The sequence below is a fragment of the Vibrio syngnathi genome (assembly GCF_002119525.1).
GTDB lineage: Bacteria > Pseudomonadota > Gammaproteobacteria > Enterobacterales > Vibrionaceae > Vibrio > Vibrio syngnathi.
Genome location: NZ_CP017917.1, coordinates 1,556,890 through 1,581,383 on the forward strand (window position 1 = coordinate 1,556,890; position 24,494 = coordinate 1,581,383).

The following is a 24,494-nucleotide window of genomic DNA, read 5'->3' on the forward strand; positions in this document are numbered from 1 at the left end:
TGCCCTGCGAGCCCTCATATTCGATAATAAATATTACCACCAGAGTCTACATTAGCCAATACAGCGTCTGCTTCTCTTATCAAACAACACATTTCTATCACCACGATCTAACTTTAATTCAAGATATCTTCCCAAATACACTTTAATCAAACGAACTAATATATTTTTATCACGAGAAACCCAGCTCCCCCTTTGCCGACGCTGTTTGGATGACAATGATGGTTTGAGCCCATCGCTAGCGAGTTAATGAGTCTAAAAACCTTATGTAAAGTTGCGTCATTGCTTCAGCAACTTAACTTAAATAACTCAGGAACTTCCCATGACCACACTCAAAATGACCGCTTTATCTACAGCTTTACTTGCTACCATTTCTATTTCAGCATTTGCTGATGACACTCAAAAAGTTGACCCGTCCGATATGACTCGTGCTAGTACTAATATGTATGTGGCAACCAACAACATTGGTGATCTAAAGTTATCGGGCGCTCTATCATATACTTATGACAACGGGCAGATGTCTATGGTCACATTGGAAGGTTCTATGAATAATGAAGGTAAATATAAAGACAGCCGAGCTCAATATTTCCATGTATTCAATGTAAATAATGCCATGACACCTCGTGTAGCCGCATCATTAGATATCATTGATAATGCAAACTTTACTACAGCTGCAGTCGGTGGTATTGCTATTTTTAGAACTCCAATAGACTCCCTGACCTTTTTTGGCCGCGCAGCAGTGATGGGCGGTGAATATTCAGACAGTACGACTAGTGCCTTCGGTGTGACAGACAATAGCATCGTAGGTGGTATGGCTGCTGCTTATGCAGTTTGGAAGCCGGGCGCCGATGGTACTTATTTTGCAGCCTACCCAGAATTTACGTACATGGATGGTGATATTGAAACGAGTACTGTTAAAACTACCCTACTCGCAGCAACTCCTTTTTCGGCAGACAAAACACGTTGGGGACAAGTCAAAGTTGAGAATACTTATGGAAGCATGGAATCAACCAATCAAAAACTAGACATTGACGACACCGTGGTTTGGTTCCAATACAAAGTATTCTTCTAAAACGTTAAAAAACCACCATACGTTAAAAGGTGAATCGAGAGATTCGCCTTTTTTAGTTTTGTTTTCCTTACACTCTCTCACTCTTCTTGATTAAAATAGCCACGATTTACTATTCAGTTCGACCTTACCTTGAGCTCACTCTCTGTCTCTATCAAGTTACGTCTACATCCCATATTGATTCAACACTCAAAACCTTATTCCAGCGAGCGAATTCGATGCTTCTATTGATTGATATCTAACTGTTTACGTTTGCTAGTGCATACCTAAACCCATCAAGATAAGTGAATTCAAACGAAGCCCCTCTTGAACTTACACTGCATCCTAACCCTATGTGTATTGCCAATGAGTAGAAGGCAAGGAGAGCGAATGTATCGTCTGAATGCAATGAGTAACGAGAAGAAGCTCAAACAAGTCGTATCTATATGATGACGTAAACTTATTTAGGCTCTGACATCGGTGTTTAACCACGAGCCTAAAGCACATAAAAGCGTTAACACAAGCGATAATGGATAGTGGTGTTGAGATGACCCAAAGATATCGTGGTACTTAATCACCCGATCACAGGGAATCAATAACCAAGTTCAACAAACAAAAAAACGCCAGTCAAGCGACTGGCGTTACAAAAAGATAAAACTCTATTCAATGATTAATCACATCAAGTAGCAATCACCGATTGCATAATTAGCGGCTAAAATATTTCGCAATCTCACGAGCATAAGTTTCTTCTTGGTTTTTACCGTTACTGGTTGAAAAGAAAGATATAACTAAGTCTTTTTCTGGTGAAATATACACCCCTTGACCGCCAACACCTGCCTTAAATAAGTCGCCATCCTCAAAGATTGCATCAAATTGATAACCATTCTTGATGTTTGTGTCGTTGTAGAAAGAGTTTTCCATCATCTTGCCAACATAACCACCACCGTAAGCTTCTGAGTTACCAGAGTCTTGAATTAACGTAATGACTTCTTTGCTAACTCCACCATTACCCAACTTTATGGCGGACGGAGTAAGTAACATGCCGAATTTAGTCATATCTTCAATTGTGGTATTCATTGAGAAAAACATTAAAGGGTATCCCCCTTGTGGAGAAACGACAGAATAAGCATCATTATTAGCCCCCATCTTCTGCCACATATCACGACTGACAATCTCATTCATGGGTAAATTACGAACGTTCTCAATAAGCCGAGCTAGAACAAACGTATTAATTGAATTGTATTCGAATGTTTTTCCGCCCGGTGCTCTTCGCTTCATTTCAGCAAGTACTTCAAGTGGGCTTTGGTTGCCTTGACCTTCAAACACGCCAATGGAAACCGCCCATTTAAACCAAGGTTGTTCTGGATTTATACGTGAGTCAGCCTCTGGCTCATCGTGCTCTGTTGCGTTCAAGCCTGTCGCCATATTTGCAGTATCAGAAACGGATACTGTATCCCAGTCAGACCCCTTTAATTCAGGAATGTATTTAGAAATAGGATCACTCGGGTTAACTTTACCCTCGTTGACCAATTTAGCCAGCTCGATACCTACTGTGATTTTTGAATTTGAAAACCAATTATGCTTGTCTGTTTTTCGCATCGTGTTGTAACGCTCAAAGACAACTTCTCCACTCTTAACAACAAGAAAAGCATCGACAGGATAAGAATCTAGGTGTTCGTTTAGAGTCTTACTCTCACCGTGTACAGTCGCTGATATTTCACCAATATTTTGATCAATTTGATATGGGAATTGATAAACAGGTCCATCACGTTCAATTTGAGCGGTAGGGTAGAAACGACTTAGGTTCTGCCAAGCAAACTTGGATTGCTCGATAGGAAACTGAAGTTTAACGCGATTGCCTTTTTTCAAGAAAAAGTCATGAGTGTTGTAAACATCAACGTTTGTGGATGATTCATTAATGCTCTCATTAGCAAACGCTGAGCCTGCAGATAGAGCCGTTACTATGGATATAGCGATTAAGCTTTTCATATTGGTTTTCCTATTGGTATATAAGTGCTGTAGTGCGAACTGTATGCAAAAGCTGCGAGCCAGTTGCCTTTGTTAATACAGACACGTTACAAGGAAAACGGAATAACGCCTCATCGCCTCCGATGGGTTGCCCCCATCAAAGATCGAAGTGGGGAGCATGAAGATAAGTGAGTTAGACGGTACATAGTGAGCCGATTGAACCTAACGATTCCCCCGTTAGTCACCATTTTATATTCTAAATTATTTGATCAGATTTAATGATAAAGCTCAATATCCGACGCATCAATGACGTATCCAGTTTGAATATCTTGATTGCCATCAGAAAGTGCAACCGACGTATCAACCGCCCCTGTTTTAATATTCCCTGTCACCCATACTGGTGTGTATAAACTTTGTAATTCATGGCCTTCGGGAAATTCGACTAAAATCGTTTGGTTTACAGGTGGGGGAGGTGTGTGAATGCAAGCCCCTGCAGTTGGCACTAAAATGAACTGCGTTCCTATTAAGCCTTCCATTTCGAGCGGGACTAAAAACCCGGCCAGTTTCATATCGTTAATACTAAGGTCGGGAACAATATCGTTCGTTTGTTGTGTTCTTTGTACAAGCAGCTCACGTACGTTTAAGCCAAATTTTTCAGCCAATACCACGCGTTGATTGTATCCATCTTTTTCCATTGGACTTAACTGACGCGTTTTTTGAACAGCTTCGTAGGCGTAAATCTCAGAAAGTAGCGCCTTATTCCCAGGAGAAAGAACCTGATACTGATTCTGCACAGGTCTTAACGACTCCCAAGATATCGTTTCAGCAGCTTGTGTGAACAAACTAAAACAACAAGCCATAATCATCAATAGTGTATTTTTCATGTCAATATTTTCTAATTAGAACAAGGGCTAATGAAAAAATGGCTAAGAAAATCTTAGCCATCGTCTCGTTTATATCAGTCAATAATATTTGAATTACAGATTTTCGAGGTTATCCATTAGTTGGTAGAAGAACCCAATAGAGCGGCCGTATTCTTCAACTAAGATACGTTCGTTCACGCCGTGAAAGCCTTCGAATTCTTTTACGCTTTCTAATTGTATCGCCGTCATTGTATATACATCAGGGGCAAAATCTCGGGCTTGGAAGTGCTTAGAGTCTGAACCACCAATAACAAAGAATGGTGAGACAATCAGGTCATTACCCCAAGTTTGACGAATGGTCTTCTCTAACATGGAATAGCCAGCGCCACTTGGATCCGCAACATTCGTTGCAGGCGTTGATGCTGATATATCACGAATGGTCATTCTTTCATCGCCTATCGCTTTCTTCACATGTTCAATAATCACCTCAGGAGTGTCACCCGGCATCGGTCTAAAGTTTACAACTGCAGTAGCTGCTGGCGGTAATACGTTGTCTTTAATACCAGCATTAAACATAGTAACCGCCGTTGTAGTGTGTAGCATGGCGCGAGTAACCTGATTTTTAGACATCACATCAATAAATTTTTTCTCTAAGTCCGTCACCGTGTCGTTTTCGCCATAAGCTACGGCTTTGTACAGTGGTTGCTGCGCTTCTGGAAGTTCCGGCCCCATGTATCGATATTGGTATCTCACCGCATCGTGAATTTTGTAAGGGAATTGCGCAGCTTCAACTTTCTCAACTGCTTTTGCTAACGCGACAATATTCGATTCTTCGCCCGGTTGTGATGAGTGACCACCAACACCATTGATAGCAATCTCTAGACTAACGAAGCCTTTTTGGGCAATACCGATTAATGCTGTATTTTCACGAATGCCAGGGAATATTCCAGGGACCAATGGAGCAGATTCGTCCATAACAAACGCGATTTTTTCATAACGTTGTTCAATGATATCAGCAGCGTGCTTCGCGCCTTCAGGCCCACCTACTTCTTCATCGTGACCAAAAACAAACAAAATGGTACGTTCAGGTTGGAAGCCTTCTTTTAGCTTCATTTCAGTAGCTTCTAAAAGTGCCTGAAGTTGGTTTTTATCATCTAAAGAGCCGCGTCCCCAGATATAACCGTCTTTAATCACTCCTGAAAACGGCTCTTCTTTCCACTCATCGCGAGACTCTTCTGCAATTGGTACAACATCTTGGTGCGCCATAAAGATAGCGGGAGCAAGTGATGGATCTTTACCTTCCCAAGTGTAAATTAAGCTGAAAGGACGCGGGTCACCGACTTCTTCTCGCTTGAGCGTTTTGTGCACTAATGGGTACGATTCTTCAAGAAACTGGTGGTAGTCACGAAAAGCCTGCTCATCAAAATCACTGCGATCTTGGTTAGAGATAGTTTGAAACTGAACCGCTTGCGATAAACGTTGCGCAGCGCCTGCTACATCAACTTGAATGTCGACTTTTTCGACACCTTGCATTTGCATCGAACTAAAGTCTTGCTCATCAGCCCACGCTGAAATGCTAGCGGTCAATGCCAAAGCGGAAGCGATACCGGTAAAGAGTTTTGATGGTTTTGTCATGATTTAAAGCCTTAATTAGATGAAAAGTAAATCTGTGTTTTGGTTTATGCGGTAATTATAGACCAACAATGTAGAGCAAACTAATCTCTAATGAAGGACTCTACCCATCAGAAGACGTCAATAACAATTTGTAGTGGACAAGTAAAATTAAGCATGATTTTGTAGAGGGAGAAAGGCTTTTACAGTCGCGGAAATGATCAGATCTCACCCTACAACATGAGATTCGTAACAAGATTTTGTGCAATGGTGAGTTTCAGAACAAACTCTTTCACGTATTTCTAAGTGGGTACAAATAAAAATAGCCGCTAATCAGCGGCTATTTTTAGTTATCTAAACGAAGCTTCAATTACTTCGATCTTGCTACTTCTTTGCCTCTTCTACTTCTTCGTCTCTTCAACGACAGCTTTCATCAATACTGATGTATCCATGCGGCCTTGTCCTTCGGCAGACAGCGCCTTGTAAGCATTGTTAGTCTTTTCAGTCAGTGGAAGCTGGATACCTTGGCGCTCAGCTTCATCTAGGCAGAAACCTAAGTCTTTGATCATCCAATCAATGGCGAAGCCGAAATCGAATTTATCTTGCGCCATTGTGGTAGCGCGGTTTTCCATCTGCCATGAGCCAGCAGCGCCGTTTTTAAGACAATCAACCAGAGTTGGGATATCCAAACCTGATTCTTCAGCAAGTACCAAGCCTTCAGATAAGCCGTTCAATACACCCGCGATGCAGATCTGGTTAACCATTTTCGCGCGTTGGCCTTGGCCGACTTTCCCCATCAGAACCGACGATTTTCCGTAAGCTTCGAATACAGGTTGAAGGTCGTTGAATAGCGCTTGTTCACCACCACACATGATGGTTAACACGCCGTTTTCTGCGCCCGCTTGGCCACCAGACACTGGTGCATCCATAAAGCGAATACCTGCTTGCTTCGCAGCCACTTCAAGCTCTTCAGACAGAACTGCCGACGTTGTGGTGTGATCGACAAGAATTGCGTTTGGCTTCATCGCTGCCAATGCGCCTATTTCGCTGGTTGTCATGCTGCGAACGTCGTCATCGTTGCCCACACAAACCAATACCACGTCAGCTTCTTCTACACACTCAGCCACAGATTCTGCTGCTTTACCTTGGTGTTTATCAGCCCAGTCTAGCGCTTTGCTGTGAGTGCGGTTAAATACCGTTACTTCAAAACCGGCTTTGACTAGGTGGCCTGCCATTGGAAAGCCCATAACGCCTAGCCCGATAAAACTTACTTTCATTTCTTTCTCCTTTTATTTGACCAAGTCATCGCTATGAAAAGATCGAACACTCTCAATCAATGCATCAATAAGCAGGGTCAAAGCCTTTGGCTGATATTTTCTTTCTTTGTACACTAAATACGCTTGGCGATCACCCCGATGATACTCAGGCAGCACTTAAATCAGACTCATGTCGGGATAAGACTAACAATAACATGATGCTCAGCGACAAATCACGATCAGAGAGCGCTCTGTCACCGAACATAATGGAACGATGATCAAGGAAAAATCAGGAATTATGTCCATAAAAAAACCGAGCACTAGGCTCGGTTTTTTAATAACTGTTGTTACTGTAAAGATTACAGCTCAGCGTTGTGGTAAACCTGCTGAACGTCATCACAGTCGTCAAGCATGTCTAAGAACTTCTGGAATTTCTCAGAATCTTCTTCAGCTACTGGCGTAGTTGTTTGAGGAACGAAAGTGATTTCCTCAACGTCTAGCGTTAGGTCTGGGAACGCAGCGTTTAGTGCTGTCTTCGTTTTGAAGAACTCAGTCGTTGGAGCGAATACAGTGATAACACCGTCTTCTAGCTCAACGTCAGTCACGTCTACGTCTTCCATCATTAGCGTTTCTAGGATGATCTCGTCATCTTCGCCTGCAAACTGGAATACAGCTTGGTGAGCGAACATGTGAGAAACAGTACCTTCAACACCGATTTTCGCGCCAGTTTTAACGAAACATTGGCGAACGTCTTGGAAAGTACGGTTACCGTTGTCTGTTAAACAGTCAACGATTACGCTTGTGCCACCTGGGCCAAAACCTTCGTAACGAGCTGGTTGGAAGTCTTCACCGCCGCCGCCGTTCGCTTTATCGATCGCTTTGTCGATAACGTGAGCGGGTACTTGGTCTTTCTTCGCTTTAGCAATCAGGTGCTTAAGAGGTAGGTTCATGTCTGGGTCAGAGCTGCCGTTCTTAGCCAGTACGTAAATCTCTTTACCGTATTTAGAATAAACTTTAATTTTTGCGCCTGCAGTTTTCGCCATTGAGGCCTTGCGCACTTCAAAACTTCTTCCCATCGGGATCTTCTCTCTGATTCAATTAACGGTGCAAATTCTAGCAAATTACTGCGTCATTTCAATTCGACAGCCTTGCTGGGTAAGGTTTGTCTGCGTTTATGCGACACCCATTACTCGTTTGTATTTTTCTACAGACTGATCAAACCAAGCCTTTTCTTCTGGATCACCTAGCTTCATTGCTTCTTCAACAATGGCTTCAGGGCCACATTTCGCTTGCTTCAGTTTCCATACAAGAAACGATGCTTGCTTATCCAGTTCGATTTTATTTTTCTCGCCGGGCGGAAGGAGTGAAAGGTTGATAGACATTATTAGCCTTCGTCTGTAATACACTTGGCCGAGAAATATATCATAGAGCAGCCTCATAAAACCAATACTATGAGCAATAGTGGGGGTTGTCGGACGAGAAAGCAGCAAGTCACTGATGCAGGTCAAGCTAGTTTGGGAGAAGTTGCGCCCTATGATACGAAAGTATCGCTTATTCCACTCATTCCATGAGTCGTTTAAGCAGTTATTCAACTCACATTATGAGCCGAATAATCAGATAATCGCATCACAGCGTGAGGCGCAGATGAAATCATTCTTGTGGAGGCCTTTGATTGAGTGGCTCCACCAGGTTACAGTCACTTTGCCCCACTCCAATAAGATCGAAGGGTGATGGAACTCTTCTTCTGCTAACTCTGACACTTTGTTGCTGAATGCCCATGCTTGTTTGTAGTTCTTAAACTTGAACACCTTCTCAAGCTGCGGGATGCCGTCTCTTTCGATGATCTGCCAGTCTGACAACTCCAACAGTAAAGATTGTTGTTCATCTTTACTTAGGGCAATCGCGTCGATACTGCAGGCTTCGCATTTTTGTTCATTCAACATGTGTTGGTTCCTTGGGTTCAAAAAGTGGTGGTAGTAACCCCGCGTCGATGGCGAGATCAGCTTGCTGTAATAGGTTTTCCTGACTGATTTTGAAGAGCTCAGACAGCTCGTCGATTACATAATACTTCGGCTGCATGATGTCGATGCGATAAGGAGTTCTTAATACTGTTTGCAGATCGAACCGCTCACGAACCGCCAAATCACCACCCAATGCATACATGGTTTCCGCCGGAGACGAGAGAATGCCACCGCCATAAATTTTCAGTTTTTGTCCCTCTTTTACTAAACCGAACTCAACCGTAAACCAATACAAACGGGCCAGATAAGCGCGCTGTTTAGATGTAGCGGCTTGGCCTAATTTTCCATAGTGCTCAGTAAAAACCGCGAAATCGGCATTGGTGAGCATGGCACAATGGCCGAAAATTTCATGAAAGAAATCAGGTTCTTGTAAATAATCGAACTCATCTCGCGTTCTCAGAAATGTCGCCACTGGGAATTTCTTATTGGCGAGCAAATCAAAGAATCGGTCGAAATCGATCAATGCAGGCACAGGCTGAACCTGCCAACCGGTTGTTTCCATTAGCACTTTGTTTACCTCTGGAAGCTGGGGAACTCTGTCTAATGGCAGATCCAGCAGGGTCAAACCGTGCAAATAGGCACCGCATGCGCGGTCATTAATGACGTCCAATTGCCTTTTCACTAAATCGTGCCAAATGGCGTCTTCTTCGAGGCTCCACTCAACCCATCCCTCTTGGCTCACGGGCTTAGAATGATATTGAGTCATTACACACCTCCTTTCGAATGTCTCACTTTAAGCCTATCTCCACTCGTTATATCCGCCAATTTGCGCGACTTTTCGAAATAGGCGATCGTGTAACATTTTATTTACACAATTCCAGCGACCCCTTATTTTGCTGATCTTTTGACTTTGTAAAACCTAAATACCAGACTGAAATCGTTAACTTTTTGTTAAAGGTAAAGGAATGCACGAGAGCAATAAGCCAATTTGGCAACCCAGCGACCAGCGTATCGCACACGCCAACGTAACCCGATTTATGGATAGCCTCGATCAACAAGACATATTCGAGCGGAAATTGAAAAACTACACGGAGCTTCATCAATGGTCTGTGGAGCATCCAGAATTATTTTGGCAGAACGTGTGGCAGTTTTGTGGAATGGTGGGTTCGCAAGACTGTATTAACAAGGCAGAAAGCGAGCACATCAAAACTCAAGGTGAAAGTCGCTGGCAGCAGCCGAAATCGAATCGCGATGCGGTGTGGTTTCCGAATGCTCAAGTTAACTACGCCGAAAACTTGCTGCATTCAGCAAAAACGTTGCCAAACGAACTTGCGATTTGGTTTGAAAATGAACGTGGCGAGCAGCAAAGCTACACATGGCAAACCTTGTGTGAGGAAGTCTCTCGTTTTCAACAATGGCTCGTAGGTTGTGGCGTTCAACAAGGTGATGTGGTTGCTGCGTATACGCCTTATCTGCCACAAACCGTAATAGCGATGCTAGCGACCACCAGCTTAGGCGCGATTTGGACATCGACCTCTCCCGACTTTGGCGTAGAGAGTGTGATTGAACGATTTGGCCAAGTGAAACCCAAGGTGCTGTTCACCTGTGATGGTTATACCTTCAATGGCAAAACGTTCGATATGACGGACAAGAACCGTGAAATCATCGAGCACTTAACCGAGCTAAAACAGGTGTGTCAGATCGGTTACTTGGGAAGGAATGACTTTGAAAATGATGTGTCGACCCGAGCCTGGCACAGCATCATTAATCACTATCAGCCACAACCTGTTCGATTTGTGTGTATCGGATTCAATGAACCACTGTTTGTGCTCTACTCTTCCGGTACGACAGGCAAGCCGAAGTGCATTGTTCACTCGGTTGGTGGCACTACCATCAACCACCTAAAAGAACATCAGCTTCATTGCGATATCAAACCAAGAGATCGCGTGTTCTATTACACCACCTGTGGTTGGATGATGTGGAACTGGCACGTATCTGCGCTCGCCAGTGGTGCGTGTTTGGTGATATTTGATGGTAGCCCAGTTTATCCGCAACCTAACGTTCTGTGGGATTTAGCGCAGCGAGCTGATGTATCGCTGTTTGGCACCTCAGCCAAGTATTTAGAGGCGATTGAGAAAACCGAACTCTCGCCAATCGACAGTCACTCACTTCCTCACTTAAGAACACTGTGCTCAACCGGTTCGGTGCTCTACCCAGAGCAATTCGATTACGTCTACAAACACATCAAACAAGACCTGCATTTGGCGTCTATTTCTGGCGGTACAGATATTTGTGGCTGCTTTGTATTGGGCAATCCTATCTCCCCTGTTTATCGTGGTGAATGCCAACAGGCCGGGCTTGGCGTCGACATCAAGGTGTTCAATTCGTCTGGTCACAAGGTCGATCACGAACGTGGTGAACTGGTGTGCACAAATTCCCTCCCCAACTTCCCTGTTGGCTTCTGGAATGACACCGGAGAGCGTTATCACAGCACGTATTGGGATAGATTCGATAATGTGTGGCATCACGGTGACGAAGTCGCACAGAGCGTTCATGGGGGCTATCTGTTCTATGGGCGAGGCGACACCACACTCAATCCCGGTGGCGTGCGAATTGGTACTGCCGAGATCTATCAGCAATTGAACACCATTGACGGCATCATCGATTCCATCGCCGTCGGTAAAGATGTCGACCGCAATGAGCAGATTTGGTTGTTCGTTCAGTTGCAGCAAGGTGTAAGTCTAGATGAAACGTTGCTGACAGCCATAAAAAGTAAACTCAAATCATCCTGCTCGGCAAGGCATGTGCCTAGCCAGATATTTGCTATCAGTGACGTACCGAAAACACGCTCAGGAAAACTGGTGGAGTTGGCTGTGAAACAGGTGGTGAATGGCAAACCCGTTGAAAACATAGGAGCAATCGCTAACGCCGAGGTTTTGGAAGAGATAAAGCGCGTTTTTTCGCCTTAGTATTTAGACCAAGAACGTGGCGAGCTATCTCCAATTTTCACTTGGCTGTCAGATAACATCTAAAGTAAAGGCAGCCGATTGAAAACCGATAACTTCGTGAAGCAAGCAACGGAAGAAACACTAAATGCTGAACACTTTAAGCAGCCCTTGATTGGCCAATAAAAACCGAATCAAGACCACTATTTAAGCTCGTAAACCCTCGCCTCAGTTTGACCCCTTACCTTTTCTAAAGTTCTTAATGCGATCTGAGCGTCATATTTAAAACAAAAGTGTTAAATTATTCATTTTTTTGGCTGAGATAATATTCACTAAAGACGAATCATTTATACAAAAAAAGAGTCTACCACTGGACTGTATCCAAGCTTATGGATATTTAATCGAATTATAAAAAAACCCGTTTCCACTGCTCTATTTCTAGTGAAATGATAATTTGATGGCTATCACATTTAGAAAGATTATTTTCCCATACTATCTCGGCATGTTAATTACTTAAGAGTAATTAAAAAACCTAGTCATTGTTATTAATAAGCTTGAATGTAATTAGAAACAAGCGGTTAATCCCTACGTAAAATAAATAAAATCATTATTAAATGATCGGAGACATTATCATGCGCATAGTATTAGCTTTAGGCGGTAACGCTCTTTTAGCAAGAGGCCAAGCATTAACGGCTGAGAACCAACGTGAAAATATCATCAAATCAGCGGTGAGTATTGCTGCGATAGCACGCGAGCATGAGATTGTTATCGTTCATGGTAATGGCCCACAAGTAGGTTTGTTGATGGAACAAAACGCGGCTTATAGCGAATATTCGCCAGAGACGACACCATACCCAATGGATGTACTCGGCTCTCAAACCTGTGGCATGGTGGGCTACATGTTACAACAAGAGCTCAGAAACATTGACCCTGAATTAGACGTAGCGACGCTAGTCACGCAAACTGAAGTATGCAAAAAAGACCCTGCGTTTGCTAACCCGACTAAATTTGTTGGCCCTGTATATACAGAACAACGAGCTAAAGAGTTAATGGCTCAAAGCACAATGCAGTTTAAAGCTGATGGCGAGTACTACCGACGCGTTGTGCCTTCTCCTATGCCAAAAAGCATTGTTGAAATTCAGCAAATTGAAACACTTCTAGATACAGAAAACCTTGTTATCGCTTGTGGCGGCGGCGGTGTTCCCGTGAGTATTGAGCAAGGTAAAAGTAGTGGCGTAGAGTGCGTCATTGACAAAGATCTTACGGCTGAATTACTGGCTGAAAAAATCCATGCTGACTTATTTATAATCTTAACTGATGGTTCGATTTTCCGTAACTACGGTAAAGAAGACCAAGCAGAAATGAAGCAAGCAACGCCTGCTGGTTTAGCAGAATTTTCATTCCCTGCTGGTTCTATGGGGCCAAAAATTGATGCCGTGTGCAAATTCGTTGAAGCTGGATTAGGTAATGCGGCGATTGGTTCATTATTTGATTTAGATAAAATAATTACCAATGAAGCTGGCACTCTGATAACGAAAGGCGAGGGTATTGTTTATTACTAATATTATCGAGTGATAAACACCACTAATATAAATACTATTACAAGCCTCTTATTTAATTATAATGAGGCTTTTTATTAGGGCCGTTTAATGCTAGATGAGATAAATATTCATAAAATTTGAAATTAAACCTGAAAAGAATGAATACATAATATCTTTAAATATACCCAATCGTAATTATAACGTGATTTAAGCAAAATAACGTTTCCAGTTTTTAAAAAACAGTTCAATACGTTCACATCGGTGCATTCGCATCCGCTTGGTTCTCTGGCATCGCCCCAATAAAAGCGGGTAACTGGTTACACGCTTCGACAATCGAATTAATCAGCGGATAAGGTGACATATCAACATCAAAGCGCAACGCGTTATACACCTGCGGCACTAAGCAGATATCGACGATACAAGGCGAATCGGTGAGGCTATACACCAAGTCGCCGTGTGTTTTTCGGTGTTTGGCCAGCTTCTCTTCTAACGCTGAAAACCCTTGGCTCATCCAATAGTGAAGCCAATCCATTTTGGCTTCTTGCTCACACGACAATTCCCGCTCCAAATATTGCAACACGCGCAGATTATTAAGAGGATGAATTTCCATCGCAATATCCTGAGCCATTGCCAATGCTTGATAGCGCAATGGTGTTTGCTCAGGAATCAGCGAGACTTCCGGACTACTCTCACAAGAATAGTGCTCATCGAGATATTGCAAAATAACCAGCGACTGATTGAGTTGAACTTCACCATCCACCAGCACGGGAACTAATTGGCTGGCATTGAGCTCGCGATATTGTGGATCATGTTGCTCGCCGCCATTACGCACCAAGTGCACCGATTTCGACTCATAGTTGAGTTGCTTTAGGTTCAATCCAATACGCACTCGATAGGCTGCGGACGAGCGCCAGTAACCGTAAAGTATAATGTTCTTGTTCACGATGCTCTCGCTCATACTGAAACCCTATTACGTGAATTATACCGCTCGATACTGGCTCACTTTTTGGTCTATCGCACCAAAAATGGAATCACCCACCTCATCAAACATCTCAAGCTTGATCGAGTCACCAAACGACATAAATTGAGTCGACGGCTTACCATCGCGAATCGTCTCAATCATACGAACTTCAGCTATGCATGAATAACCCACTCCGCCCTCGGCAATTGAGGTGCCGTGGTCAGTGCCTTGCTTATTCGATACCGTACCTGAGCCTATGATTGCACCGGCCGATAGTGGGCGAGTTTTCGCAGCATGGACTATCAGTTCAGCAAAGTTGAAAGTCATATCGACGCCCGCATTCGGACAACCAAAAGGCTGGTCGTTGTAGGTCGATATCAACGGTAGATGTACCTTGCTGCCTTTCCATTGCTCGCCAAGCTCATCAGGTGTTACCGCAACCGGGGAGAACGCCGAAGACGGTTTAGATTGGAAGAAACCAAAACCCTTAGCGAGCTCTGCCGGAATCAAGCCACGAAGCGACACATCGTTCACCAACATCAGCAAGCGAATCGACTCGTGCGCCTGTTTAGCACTTGCGCCCATAGGGACGTCACCGGTCACAATCGCGACTTCTCCTTCGAAATCTATACCCCACTCATCGCTGGCAAATTCGATGTTGTCACGAGGGCCGATAAACGCGTCAGAGCCGCCTTGATACATTAATGGATCGACCCAGAAGCTTTCTGGCATTTCAGCACCACGAGCCTTACGCACCAACTCAACGTGGTTGACATATGCACTGCCATCGGCCCATTGATATGCACGTGGCAGAGGCGATTCACAATGCTGAGGTGCAAACACTTCACTGCCAGTCACATGCCCGTTGTTTAACGAGGTGTATAACTCTTCTAACTGAGAAGCAACGCTATCCCAGTTATCCAAAGCCACCTGCATAGTGGGTGCAAGGTGCATCGCATGAAAGATTTCAGTGGCAGCCACACACTGTTTGAGATCTTTACTCACGACCATCAATAGACCGTCGCGAGTGCCATTTTTCTTGGTTGCTAATTTCATCCTTGTCCCTTATTTCTTATCGTCAGCCATTTCTTGCTGGCCCGTATCTTGCGAACCAGAATCTTGCCAACTGTAGACATACTCTTTGTTTTCAACGCTATCGAGTTCGTCAGAGAACTGCAGCGCATGGCGAGTATCGATCATCACAGCCACTTCGTCGGTAAACTTCTTCTTATGCGCCTGACCCGCTTTAAAAGCCTTTGGGTGAGGCCCATGCGTGAACCCCGCGGGGTGGAAAGTCACCATGCCTGCTTCAATATTGTCGCGACTGAAGAAGTCACCAGCGTGATAGAACAGCACTTCGTCGTAGTCATCATTGTTGTGGTAGAACGGCACTTTCAATGCACCTGGGTCGCTCTCAATCGGGCGTGGTACAAAGGTGCACACTACAAAGCCTGCGCCAACAAACGTCGTATGCGCAGAAGGTGGCAAGTGGTAGCGATGTGACATCAGCGGTCTGATATCGCGCCAATTCACTTTCACCACCGCTAAGTCGCCATGCCAACCAATCGCATCCAATGGATTGAACGGATAGGTGATCACGCTGACTTTGTCGTGGCGCTTCACCTGAACCTGAGTCTGGTTTTCAGAATACTGAGCGCGAAATTGATCATTGATTGAAGGAATGTCGAGCACCGCAGGATCAAACACCGCGTGATTACCGACCATGCCTTTCTCTGGCAAGGAGTAAGCCGCGTCTGTGTTCTCAATCATCAAGATAAACATCGGCTCGCTTGGCTCTAAACGCCAGTTGGTCGAGCGCGGGATCATCACGTAATCCCCTTCACTCACCGCTAGATGACCATAGTCACAATAGAGATCGGCGCTGCCTTGATGAATGAACAGCAGCTCATCGCCATCGGAGTTACGCACCAAGAAATCCATCTTCTCATCCATTCGCCACACACGAATTTTGCAGTCCGCATTGTGCAAAAGATGAGGCACCGCCCAAGGGGTTATCTGGCTGGCTTTCTCCACCAGAGTAAAATCAAAAGCGTGAGGACGTAAATCGCCCTCCCACTCCGACCAACCTGTTGGGGCATGTTGGTGATGAAAGTGAGCAGCAGGGCCGAAGAAACCACTTCGACCCGCCTCTCGCTCATAGATTGCCTCTTCGGGAAAATCGGCGTGCGCTTGTTTAGAGCACACCCCTTCCCGATGAGGAAACGAGATCCATTTATGCATCGTCTAACACTCCTCGACGAATCTGGTCCTCTTCAATCGATTCAAACAGCGCCTTGAAGTTACCTTCGCCAAAGCCTTCATTGCCTTTACGCTGAATGATTTCAAAGAACACAGGCCCGATTACCGTCTGCGTGAAAATTTGCAGCAAGATGCCGTCTTTGGTCGGTGCGCCATCAATCAGAACACGCAGGTCGCGCAGCAGATCAGTGTCTTCACCATGGCCTTTCACACGATCGTCAACTTTCTCATAGTAGGTATCTGGGGTTGGCATAAAGTCCATGCCGCGATCACGCAGAGTCTTCACGGTTTTGTAGATGTCATCCGTTGCGAGTGCAATGTGTTGGATACCTTCGCCGTTGTATTCGCGAATAAACTCTTCGATTTGTGATTTGTCGTCAGAAGACTCATTGATAGGAATACGGATTTTGCCACACGGTGAGGTCATGGCGCGGCTCACAAGGCCTGTCAGCTTGCCTTCAATGTCGAAGTAACGAATCTCACGGAAGTTACCAAGACGCTCATAGAACCCAGACCACACATCCATATTGCCTTGCTTCACGTTGTGCGTGAGGTGGTCGATTTCATACAAACCAACATTAGCTTCGGCCATGCGCTGTTCCGCATCGTCATAGAACCGGAAGTCGACGTCGTAGATGCTCTGCTTGCCATAACGATCCACAAAATAGAGCAGGCTTTCACCGATGCCATAAATGGCAGGAATGCTCAGTTCCATCGGCCCTATTTCTGTCTTGTACTCTTCACCACCGCCCTTAAACGCTTGCTCCATTGCCGCCGTTGCTTCGTTGACACGAAAAGCCATACCGCACACCGATGGCCCATGCACTTTAGCGAACGCTTCCGCTTGGCTGTGAGGCTGTTCATTGACGATAAAGTTGATGTCACCTTGTCGATACAGCCAAGCCTCTTTTGAACGGTGCTTGGCGATCTCAGCAAAACCAAGTGACACAAACAGCGCTTTAAGTTGCTCAATTCCCTTGTGGTCAACGGCCGTGTATTCAACAAACTCGAATCCATCCGTGCCAAGCGGGTTGTATGTATCCACCATGAACTTTCTCCTTGTACCTATTGGTTTTGTATTACGTGTTTTTTATTTACGTGACTTCTTATTGCGTGCTTTCTATTACGTGACTTTTTCTTACGCGAAAGATGCTGTATGTTTTTTGTCCTTAATTAAATTTGGCCCACAAGCCGAGATAATGGAATGGGTGGAGGAAAATGGGCAATTACGATGAAACCCTGTCAATTTGTAAAATATTTGTTACACACAAATCATCAAGACAAGAAAGTGAGTGCTATCAAGGGATTGAAAGATGGTTGTTTGATTTACATCAGAGTAATAGATGTTATTGAATTGTTACATTCATCCTTTTATCAGCTAAGGTAATAAATCGAACATTAGACTGATGATGCAAAAAAGCCGCTGTAGTCAGCGGCTTGATGAGTTCTAGAGCGAACCTAATTCGAATATAAAATTTGCGTTAATCCCAGTTGAGGATCGACCAATTCGGTTGATCAGACAGTGCTTTCAAACGCGGGCATGGATTCACCAAGTAAGCAAAGTCAGCGTGTTCGCACAAAGGTAAGTCGTTGATTGAATCCGTATAAAAATGAATGTCTGAGTAGTTAGTTTCTTGATTGTCTAACCACTCTTTTAAACGGGTGACTTTGCCTTCACGGTAGCTTGGCACACCTGATATTTGAGAAGTAAAACGGCCTTGGTTTTCAATCAAATCAATACCGAGTGCATTCTCGATACCAATCTTGCGACCGACCGCTTCCACCAAGAAAGTCACGCTGGCAGAGATGATCAACATATCGATATCATCATTCTCAAGCTGCTCAATCAAAGGTTTCGACTGCTTGAACTGTCTAGGCAAAATATGCTGTTCAACACACTCTTCCACCAAAGCGGTAACTTGCTCTGTTGGCATATCGGCTAAAGGCTGCATGGAAAACGTGAGGTAATCTTCCATGTTCAGTTTGCCTTCCGAATATAAACCCATTAAGCGCTTATCTTCTTCAATAAAGTTGGGCGCAGTGGCAATGCCCTTTTCAACCAAGAATTCATTCCAGAGCATCGCTGCATCGGCATTGATCAGCGTTTCATCCATATCAAATACATACAAAGGTTTGAACATCTTAGGCTCTCACGGGTTGAATTTCGTTAAGGTTAAAACTAAACCATAGTTCTAGTTGGCTGCATGCTATAACGGGATTGTGACATTAAGAGCATATTTTCGTGGCAGTTGTATTTCACGGCTATGACAATCACCACATGCTTGTTTTCTTAAATACAACAGCTTATGGATTCAATCAGTATTGATACACATAGTTATTTAACTATATGTATTTAAATAACTATGTGTATTTAGCTAACGAGATGTATTGGCTAACCAAGTGCTCATTAGCAAAAAAAAGAAACTCCGACTGATTCTGTCGGAGTTTCTTATAGAGTTGGATATGCTTTAGCGAGACATCAGCTAATTGAACCTAAACGATTTTCTGCTCATGTTCCTTGCTCGACTCAGTTCCTTTCGACAAGAAACTGGCAACGATCTCTCTCAGTTTCCCTTGATTGACGGGTTTTGGTAAAAATTCATCCATACCCACATCGAAGCACAAATGCTTATCTCGTTGCACGACGTTGGCCGTCAGCGCAACGATCGGAATGTGTTTAGAGGTTCCTTCTTCGAGCGCTCGGATCTGCTTGGTCGCTTCGAAACCATCAAGAACTGGCATCTGGCAATCCATGAAAATCATCACATAGTCATTGGCCTTAAATTTCTCGACACCAATTTCACCGTTGTCTGCAATATCCACCTCAAACCCCAGCTTCTTAAGCATCATTTTGGCGACTTGTTGATTCACTCTAGAATCTTCAACGACCAAAACCTTACCACTAAACGGAGCAGCCACTGGTTTTGGCTCTTCTTTGATTGGAGCTTGTTTGTCTATTTGTGTCGTTCTAACAGAAGCAGATGTTGTAGCTTCAACAGAACTCGATGATTTGGTTAATGGCACGGGTTGATTATCTTTAAACGCTACCTCACCTCGATTTGGATAGGTAAAGGTTGAGGTATCAGCCGCTCTCGCCAGAACTTCACTCAGCGTCCATTTAAGTTGGTTATCTTGATAAGGGCGAGCAATGTAGGCAACAAAGCCCACTTGTTTGGCACGCGCTTCATCTTGTTTTCGAGGGTCGGCAGAAATCATCACTAGCTTAGGACAAGCTTTGTCAAAACGCTCAATCAAGCTTTTCGCTAACTGGAACCCATCAATAGACGGCATCACTTTATCAATCAGTACCAAATCATAAGGCGACGACTTCGCCACAGACTCCGAAACAAGCTCTAACGCTTGGGTGGCGGTTTCACAACACTCGGACTTAACGCCGAATGATTGAAGTTGTGTTGAGGTAATACGCATGTTCAACTGGCTGTCATCAACCAGAAGTACCGAGACTTTATTAAAATCGATGTTACTCTCATCAACATCCAGACACGGGTCAAAGTCAGCAGTAAAGTAGAATGTACTCCCTTTGCCTAAGACACTGGTTAGTTCAAGCTTACTGCCCATCAAGGTCACTATCTTGTCACAGATAGTGAGGCCAAGCCCGGTGCCTCCGTAAATGCGCGTCGTGCTGCCGTCAGCTTGTTGAAACTTGTCAAACACCGATTGTTGTTTGTCTTCTGCGATACCGATACCACTGTCGGTCACCTCAAATTTCACTCTGAGTTTTTGTTCTGGCTCTATGACTTCTTCCAAGCGAAGTGAGAGCATGACATGACCATGTTCGGTAAATTTGATGGCGTTGCCGACTAGGTTGTTCAACACCTGTCTTAACTGAGTGCCATCGCCAATCACCATGGTTGGGATCTTAGGATCAATCGCCAGTTGGAATTTGAGCCCTTTTTGCTCGGCTTTAACTCTGAAGGTCGACTCTACATCGGCAGCAATACCCATCATTTTCATCGGCTCTTGTTGAAGCTCTAAACGACCCGCTTCAATCTTCGAGTAGTCGAGAATGTCATTGATTAAATCGAGTAGAGTAAGCGAAGAGGTGTTGAGCATGTCGACATACTCTTTTTGCTCTTTAGGCATATCCATTTCAGAAAGCAGTGATGAAAGCCCGATAATCCCGTTCATTGGAGTGCGGATTTCGTGGCTCATGTTGGCAAGAAATTCACTCTTGTTGCGGTTCGCTACCTCTGCAATATCTTTGGCTTTTTCCAATTCTTGGTATTGTTGGCGAATACGTTCAATCGACTGATTGTAGCTACTCTCTAGTGTCGAGATCTCATCACTGTACGTAGAGTTAGTGGGTGTTAAAAATCGCGGTTTGTTGTCTTCAACCTGTTGATGGTTGATCTGAGAAGACATGGTCATTAAGCGCTTGACTACAAGGCGGTAGACGATGGTTAAACATACCAGAGACAATAAGAAGATTTTAACTGCTTCGAAGGCGAGCAATAATAAGACCCGATCTTCAAAGTCGTTGAGAATCATACTCAGATCAGACTGCACCGTGAGCGTCGCCAGTTGGAACTCAGAGCCTCCCATCTGATGCACCATATCCCAAGATTGAGAATAAGACTGACCGGACGTCTGTTGACCTAATTCTAAAATTTTTTCATCGGGGCTTTCTATTAACAGATAACTGACCGAGGGTAAGCGGGAGATACCTTCAGCTTGCACAAACAGTTGCTCTCGGTCTTCAACCCACAAACTGGCGGTTAAGCCGGAAAGATAACCAGCCTTAACCTGTTCGATCTGAGAACTGATAAAAGAAACTCGATTTTGGTACTCCACATACAAACCTAGACCTGTCACTATGACTGTGAATAAGGTACTGATTGCGATGATTACCCCGATCAACTGTCGGGAGAGTCCAATATAGCGTTTTCCTTTATTCACCATACAAAAATTACCATTATTGTTATCCTAGCAAACTACAATTACTCAACTAGTATAATAGTAGTCATTCATCAAATAACTAGGGAAGGTTATGAAAAAACATCTAATAGTTGCATCCATAGTCAGTTTGTTTTCAAGCAGTTATGCTTTTGCAAGCGAACCTGTTCACTACTACATTATTGCAAGCCAAGCGCAACCTTTTCAGATCGAAACTGACGGGTCATCTCACAGAGGAATGGTTTCGGATATTGTTGAAGCCGTATTTGACAACAGCCAATACGAGATCGATTACCACACCTACCCTTTCAACCGAATGATCGACAAGCTCGATGCGAGAGAGAACCCAAACTGGGTCACCTATGGCAGCCCAAGTTGGGGAAATATCCAATCTGTAAACCTGTCTAAAGATCCGATTTACAATGTAAAACATGTGTTACTCAGCAGCGGCAAGAAACCATTTGAGTTCAACACTATCGATGATTTAAACGGAAAAGCGGTAGTATTGCTGGTGGGGTTTGAATATCCAAATCTAGAGCCTTATATCCAACAAGGTAAGCTTAACGAGATTCGAGTTAAAGATTACAGCGCGGCTTTTCGTGTATTAAACCGAACTCCGGGTGATACCGTTTTTGTTGAAATGGAATCTCGAATCAAATACAACCTAAATGAGCAGAAACTCAGTATTGATGACTACCAGATGCAAGAGTTTGGCTCAGTGATCAATAACTACCCCATCCATTTAGCATTTGACCCAGAGATGGATCCTAAACTGCAAAGCTTCATCGACCAGCGCCTCGACCAAATGAAAGACGATGGTCAGCTCAACGACATTGTACAAAACTATCTATAGCACTTGGCTAGCTCTAACTTGATTAGCCAATTACTCATGAATGACTTCGCGACACGTTTTTGTTCTTTGGGTCAAGCTTAGAAAACTGACAATCAAAAGGCCGCTCTGTAAGCTTACAGAGCGGCCTTAATTTATTAGTAATAGCTCAAAAACGTATTAATAGAGCGCGAGTCGATTCATTTAATGCGAAGCGATCAAATTCAGCTGCTGAGTACGAAGTTCTTGTCGTACTGCCATCAGAATCTTTCCTAAATGGTTCTCGCCGGTTCCATCGCCACCATCCCCCCAGAAGTGATCTTTGTGCGAATGCTCTTTGATCACCGAATCTCCGGTATTAGTAAGAAACAACGCAAACTGTGGGTTCTGCCTGAACTTCTCAGTGACAATGAACTGCATCACTTCAACACGAATGTCATACCAATCTTCCCGAACTTGGTCTTCATAATCACGGCTTAAAGAGAATGCTTCAGCAGGAGTCGAGGCTTCGAGAATGGTGTTGCGCAGCGCTTGAGAGGCAAACTTCATCGCTTGATAATAATGCTCGCTGGTTGCCCAAACTTGATCGTCGATTTTGATAGGACAAGCGGCAAAATTTGACAGGTACCCGTTTGGATCTTCAGGTTCATAGAACAGCACTTCTTTGGCTTTCGCCACCGAATTACACATAGCCTTCTCCTTACCAACAACATCGCATATTTTTGCTTTAACTTTAAAATTAGTGGCGTTGCATATAACTGTCAAACAACTTAGTTAAAGAGTATACCAAGGGCATGTTTTTAGCCGAGAACAAGTAATGTAGAGGAAGGACAATGGATTTAAATGGTGAGAGGCAAGGAGCATGGTTTACTTATAAAAAGCACAAGTTTCTTTAAAAAAGGCATATAAATCAAAGGGTGGTGGTACGCCACCCTTCTAAATGCAATGGGGATTGTTAATGAATTAGACCTAGCTCCCTCGCTTCTTCCAGACTAAAACCGCTTTCTCTAATTTCTCTTAGAGCTTCAATACGACGACGAGCTTCAGCAGACTTCATTTTCTTTTCTGGTTTGAAAGATACTTCTTCTTCAGCATCCCACTTATTTGCAATATTTGTCATTTCATCATGGTTGATAGAATTAATGGACATGTTTTCCTCCGAAAAGCACCATGTAATGGACAGGTAATCTGTAGCAAATGCTATTTCGCTTGTTAAGCAATTCTGTACTGAAATGTGATGATTCCGACGCTTCACAAAGCTAATTAATAAATGCCTCATTTAAACTTTGCCAAAGCCATTTTCTGCCATTACATTTAAAAGATTACCCATAAGAAATGTGGTTTGATCCACCTCTCATTTTCCTCGTTCTCATTTCCTATTTCCCACTGAAACTTCATGAAATAATCAAAAAATAATTCGAGTCACTTCATTCTTTTTGTGCTCTTCTCTTTCACTAAATTCAACACATGTTAATGATAATAATTATCAATATCATAACTGAGTGTTTATCATGTCTAGGGAAAATTCAGAGACACCTCTTCTCGAAGTGAAGAATCTATGTGTCGATTACATTACCGATGACGGCGATTTTAATGCCGTAAAATCCGTAAGCTTTAACATAGGCCAAGGCGAGATTTTTGGTTTAGCGGGAGAGTCAGGGTGTGGCAAAAGTACCATCGCATTTGCCATTAACCGCCTGCATAAGCCACCGGCTTTTATCTCTGGCGGGCAAATACTGTTTGGCGGGCAAGATCTGCTGAGCTTATCGGACAGCCACTTGAACACCTTACGTTGGAGTGAGATCGCAATGGTGTTCCAGAGCGCGATGAACTCGCTTAACCCTGTACTGACCATTGAAGAACAGTTTGCCGATGTATTGCGCCACCACAAGGGCATGAACAACGAGCAAGCAAAAGATCGCGCCGAAAAGTTACTCGACCTAGTCAATATCCCTCGCCACCGTCTAACCGAGTACCCGCACCAGTTTAGCGGTGGGATGCGTCAACGTTTGGTGATTGCGATAGCTCTCGCGCTCAACCCTAAGTTAATTATCATGGATGAACCGACCACGGCACTGGATGTGGTTGTACAGCGCGAAATTCTGCAGCAAATACACCAACTCAGAGAAGAGTTTGGTTTCTCAATATTGTTTATCACCCACGACCTCGCACTAATGAGCCAACTGTGCGATCGAATTGCCATCATGCGTCATGGACAGATAGTTGAAGTCAACCAAGCCCATGAGATTCGCAATAACCCTCAGCACTCCTATACCCAAAAGCTATGGAGTTCCTTCCCCAATATTCACGAACACGCTCACGCAACTGCGTGCTAGGAGAG

General features: G+C 43.9%; 22 protein-coding genes and 1 pseudogene. 6 read left to right on the forward strand and 17 right to left on the reverse strand.

Translation table 11 applies throughout. The annotated features are described in order from the left end of the window. The first annotated feature begins 319 nt into the window (after nucleotides 1–319). Nucleotides 320–1,069: a hypothetical protein gene (locus tag K08M4_RS21755; protein ID WP_086051462.1), complete on the forward strand. Its 750-nt coding sequence runs from the start codon at nucleotides 320–322 to the stop codon at nucleotides 1,067–1,069. Nucleotides 1,070–1,750: 681 nt separating this feature from the next. Here the strand turns inward: K08M4_RS21755 and K08M4_RS21760 are convergent. The 9 genes and pseudogenes from K08M4_RS21760 to phhA all read right to left on the reverse strand — a co-directional run bounded on the left by K08M4_RS21760 (nucleotide 1,751) and on the right by phhA (nucleotide 9,470). Next, a complete protein-coding gene (locus K08M4_RS21760; RefSeq protein WP_086051463.1) occupies nucleotides 1,751–3,034 on the reverse strand; it encodes a serine hydrolase domain-containing protein in 1,284 nt (427 codons plus the stop codon). 254 nt (nucleotides 3,035–3,288) lie between these two features. Beyond that, entirely contained in the window at nucleotides 3,289–3,897 is a 609-nt protein-coding gene (locus K08M4_RS21765; protein ID WP_086051464.1) for a DUF3299 domain-containing protein, read from the reverse strand. A gap of 93 nt (nucleotides 3,898–3,990) precedes the next feature. Further along, a complete protein-coding gene (locus tag K08M4_RS21770; RefSeq protein WP_086051465.1) occupies nucleotides 3,991–5,511 on the reverse strand; it encodes a M20 family peptidase in 1,521 nt (506 codons plus the stop codon). Between the two features lie 377 nt (nucleotides 5,512–5,888). Further along, a complete protein-coding gene (locus tag K08M4_RS21775; RefSeq protein WP_086051466.1) occupies nucleotides 5,889–6,764 on the reverse strand; it encodes an NAD(P)-dependent oxidoreductase in 876 nt (291 codons plus the stop codon). 12 nt (nucleotides 6,765–6,776) lie between these two features. Further along, nucleotides 6,777–6,920 (reverse strand): annotated as a pseudogene (locus tag K08M4_RS22050) (LysR family transcriptional regulator); the annotation flags it as partial. Nucleotides 6,921–7,102: 182 nt separating this feature from the next. Further along, nucleotides 7,103–7,819 carry a YebC/PmpR family DNA-binding transcriptional regulator gene (locus K08M4_RS21780; RefSeq protein WP_009846045.1) on the reverse strand — a complete coding sequence of 239 codons (717 nt, stop codon included), beginning with the start codon at nucleotides 7,817–7,819 and terminating at the stop codon, nucleotides 7,103–7,105. A 96-nt stretch (nucleotides 7,820–7,915) separates the two neighbouring features. Continuing rightward, nucleotides 7,916–8,125, reverse strand: a complete 210-nt coding sequence (locus tag K08M4_RS21785; RefSeq protein ID WP_086051467.1) for a DUF3283 family protein — start codon at nucleotides 8,123–8,125, stop codon at nucleotides 7,916–7,918. 231 nt (nucleotides 8,126–8,356) lie between these two features. After that, the gene (locus K08M4_RS21790) at nucleotides 8,357–8,686 is read right to left on the reverse strand and encodes a 4a-hydroxytetrahydrobiopterin dehydratase (RefSeq protein WP_086051468.1); all 330 of its coding nucleotides are present in this window, start codon (nucleotides 8,684–8,686) and stop codon (nucleotides 8,357–8,359) included. Continuing rightward, nucleotides 8,676–9,470, reverse strand: coding sequence for a phenylalanine 4-monooxygenase (gene phhA, locus K08M4_RS21795; protein WP_086051469.1), 795 nt, complete (start codon nucleotides 9,468–9,470; stop codon nucleotides 8,676–8,678). Before phhA ends, K08M4_RS21790 begins: the two co-directional genes overlap by 11 nt. A 199-nt stretch (nucleotides 9,471–9,669) precedes the next feature. Between phhA and K08M4_RS21800 the strand changes: the two genes are divergently transcribed. Together K08M4_RS21800 and K08M4_RS21810 are read left to right on the forward strand one after the other, a co-directional pair. After that, nucleotides 9,670–11,673 (forward strand): acetoacetate--CoA ligase, encoded by a 2,004-nt coding sequence (locus K08M4_RS21800; protein ID WP_086051470.1) that lies wholly within the window; start codon nucleotides 9,670–9,672, stop codon nucleotides 11,671–11,673. 608 nt (nucleotides 11,674–12,281) lie between these two features. After that, nucleotides 12,282–13,211: a carbamate kinase gene (locus K08M4_RS21810; protein WP_086051471.1), complete on the forward strand. Its 930-nt coding sequence runs from the start codon at nucleotides 12,282–12,284 to the stop codon at nucleotides 13,209–13,211. A 232-nt stretch (nucleotides 13,212–13,443) separates the two neighbouring features. Here K08M4_RS21810 and maiA read toward each other — a convergent pair whose 3' ends face one another. The 4 genes from maiA to hppD are packed head-to-tail and all read right to left on the reverse strand — an operon-like array spanning nucleotide 13,444 to nucleotide 17,458. After that, nucleotides 13,444–14,148, reverse strand: coding sequence for a maleylacetoacetate isomerase (gene maiA / locus K08M4_RS21815; protein WP_086051472.1), 705 nt, complete (start codon nucleotides 14,146–14,148; stop codon nucleotides 13,444–13,446). A gap of 21 nt (nucleotides 14,149–14,169) precedes the next feature. After that, entirely contained in the window at nucleotides 14,170–15,207 is a 1,038-nt protein-coding gene (locus K08M4_RS21820) for a fumarylacetoacetate hydrolase family protein (protein ID WP_086051473.1), read from the reverse strand. A 9-nt stretch (nucleotides 15,208–15,216) separates the two neighbouring features. Further along, complete coding sequence (locus tag K08M4_RS21825; protein WP_086051474.1) at nucleotides 15,217–16,392, reverse strand: homogentisate 1,2-dioxygenase; 1,176 nt, start codon at nucleotides 16,390–16,392, stop codon at nucleotides 15,217–15,219. Further along, nucleotides 16,385–17,458: a 4-hydroxyphenylpyruvate dioxygenase gene (gene hppD, locus K08M4_RS21830; protein ID WP_017100488.1), complete on the reverse strand. Its 1,074-nt coding sequence runs from the start codon at nucleotides 17,456–17,458 to the stop codon at nucleotides 16,385–16,387. The genes K08M4_RS21825 and hppD overlap by 8 nt, the downstream gene beginning before the upstream one ends. A gap of 156 nt (nucleotides 17,459–17,614) precedes the next feature. On the opposite strand from hppD, the gene K08M4_RS22380 reads away from it, so the two are divergent. Continuing rightward, nucleotides 17,615–17,797 carry a hypothetical protein gene (locus K08M4_RS22380; protein ID WP_086051476.1) on the forward strand — a complete coding sequence of 61 codons (183 nt, stop codon included), beginning with the start codon at nucleotides 17,615–17,617 and terminating at the stop codon, nucleotides 17,795–17,797. Nucleotides 17,798–17,891: 94 nt separating this feature from the next. On the opposite strand, the gene K08M4_RS21845 is transcribed toward K08M4_RS22380, so the two are convergent. Next, nucleotides 17,892–18,551: an HAD family hydrolase gene (locus K08M4_RS21845; protein ID WP_086051477.1), complete on the reverse strand. Its 660-nt coding sequence runs from the start codon at nucleotides 18,549–18,551 to the stop codon at nucleotides 17,892–17,894. A 352-nt stretch (nucleotides 18,552–18,903) separates the two neighbouring features. Then, nucleotides 18,904–21,330, reverse strand: a complete 2,427-nt coding sequence (locus K08M4_RS21850) for a response regulator (RefSeq protein WP_086051478.1) — start codon at nucleotides 21,328–21,330, stop codon at nucleotides 18,904–18,906. Nucleotides 21,331–21,418: 88 nt separating this feature from the next. Here K08M4_RS21850 and K08M4_RS21855 point away from each other — a divergent pair, with 88 nt between their 5' ends. Beyond that, nucleotides 21,419–22,177: a substrate-binding periplasmic protein gene (locus K08M4_RS21855; protein ID WP_086051479.1), complete on the forward strand. Its 759-nt coding sequence runs from the start codon at nucleotides 21,419–21,421 to the stop codon at nucleotides 22,175–22,177. 180 nt (nucleotides 22,178–22,357) lie between these two features. Here K08M4_RS21855 and ybiA read toward each other — a convergent pair whose 3' ends face one another. Beyond that, nucleotides 22,358–22,918: a riboflavin biosynthesis intermediates N-glycosidase gene (gene ybiA, locus K08M4_RS21860; RefSeq protein ID WP_086051480.1), complete on the reverse strand. Its 561-nt coding sequence runs from the start codon at nucleotides 22,916–22,918 to the stop codon at nucleotides 22,358–22,360. A gap of 190 nt (nucleotides 22,919–23,108) precedes the next feature. Further along, nucleotides 23,109–23,303: a PA3496 family putative envelope integrity protein gene (locus tag K08M4_RS21865; RefSeq protein ID WP_004732575.1), complete on the reverse strand. Its 195-nt coding sequence runs from the start codon at nucleotides 23,301–23,303 to the stop codon at nucleotides 23,109–23,111. Between the two features lie 361 nt (nucleotides 23,304–23,664). Here K08M4_RS21865 and K08M4_RS21870 point away from each other — a divergent pair, with 361 nt between their 5' ends. Beyond that, nucleotides 23,665–24,489 carry an ABC transporter ATP-binding protein gene (locus K08M4_RS21870; RefSeq protein ID WP_009846021.1) on the forward strand — a complete coding sequence of 275 codons (825 nt, stop codon included), beginning with the start codon at nucleotides 23,665–23,667 and terminating at the stop codon, nucleotides 24,487–24,489. The last annotated feature ends 5 nt before the right edge of the window (nucleotides 24,490–24,494 follow it).

Bases quoted from the DNA above. Each gene is read 5' to 3' on its own strand.
- K08M4_RS21755 (WP_086051462.1), top strand. From the start codon at position 320: ATGACCACACTCAAAATGACCGCTTTATCTACAGCTTTACTTGCTACC.
- K08M4_RS21760 (WP_086051463.1), bottom strand. From the start codon at position 3,034: ATGAAAAGCTTAATCGCTATATCCATAGTAACGGCTCTATCTGCAGGC.
- K08M4_RS21765 (WP_086051464.1), bottom strand. From the start codon at position 3,897: ATGAAAAATACACTATTGATGATTATGGCTTGTTGTTTTAGTTTGTTC.
- K08M4_RS21770 (WP_086051465.1), bottom strand. From the start codon at position 5,511: ATGACAAAACCATCAAAACTCTTTACCGGTATCGCTTCCGCTTTGGCA.
- K08M4_RS21775 (WP_086051466.1), bottom strand. From the start codon at position 6,764: ATGAAAGTAAGTTTTATCGGGCTAGGCGTTATGGGCTTTCCAATGGCA.
- K08M4_RS21780 (WP_009846045.1), bottom strand. From the start codon at position 7,819: ATGGGAAGAAGTTTTGAAGTGCGCAAGGCCTCAATGGCGAAAACTGCA.
- K08M4_RS21785 (WP_086051467.1), bottom strand. From the start codon at position 8,125: ATGTCTATCAACCTTTCACTCCTTCCGCCCGGCGAGAAAAATAAAATC.
- K08M4_RS21790 (WP_086051468.1), bottom strand. From the start codon at position 8,686: ATGTTGAATGAACAAAAATGCGAAGCCTGCAGTATCGACGCGATTGCC.
- phhA (WP_086051469.1), bottom strand. From the start codon at position 9,470: ATGACTCAATATCATTCTAAGCCCGTGAGCCAAGAGGGATGGGTTGAG.
- K08M4_RS21800 (WP_086051470.1), top strand. From the start codon at position 9,670: ATGCACGAGAGCAATAAGCCAATTTGGCAACCCAGCGACCAGCGTATC.
- K08M4_RS21810 (WP_086051471.1), top strand. From the start codon at position 12,282: ATGCGCATAGTATTAGCTTTAGGCGGTAACGCTCTTTTAGCAAGAGGC.
- maiA (WP_086051472.1), bottom strand. From the start codon at position 14,148: ATGAGCGAGAGCATCGTGAACAAGAACATTATACTTTACGGTTACTGG.
- K08M4_RS21820 (WP_086051473.1), bottom strand. From the start codon at position 15,207: ATGAAATTAGCAACCAAGAAAAATGGCACTCGCGACGGTCTATTGATG.
- K08M4_RS21825 (WP_086051474.1), bottom strand. From the start codon at position 16,392: ATGCATAAATGGATCTCGTTTCCTCATCGGGAAGGGGTGTGCTCTAAA.
- hppD (WP_017100488.1), bottom strand. From the start codon at position 17,458: ATGGTGGATACATACAACCCGCTTGGCACGGATGGATTCGAGTTTGTT.
- K08M4_RS22380 (WP_086051476.1), top strand. From the start codon at position 17,615: ATGGGTGGAGGAAAATGGGCAATTACGATGAAACCCTGTCAATTTGTA.
- K08M4_RS21845 (WP_086051477.1), bottom strand. From the start codon at position 18,551: ATGTTCAAACCTTTGTATGTATTTGATATGGATGAAACGCTGATCAAT.
- K08M4_RS21850 (WP_086051478.1), bottom strand. From the start codon at position 21,330: ATGGTGAATAAAGGAAAACGCTATATTGGACTCTCCCGACAGTTGATC.
- K08M4_RS21855 (WP_086051479.1), top strand. From the start codon at position 21,419: ATGAAAAAACATCTAATAGTTGCATCCATAGTCAGTTTGTTTTCAAGC.
- K08M4_RS21865 (WP_004732575.1), bottom strand. From the start codon at position 23,303: ATGTCCATTAATTCTATCAACCATGATGAAATGACAAATATTGCAAAT.
- K08M4_RS21870 (WP_009846021.1), top strand. From the start codon at position 23,665: ATGTCTAGGGAAAATTCAGAGACACCTCTTCTCGAAGTGAAGAATCTA.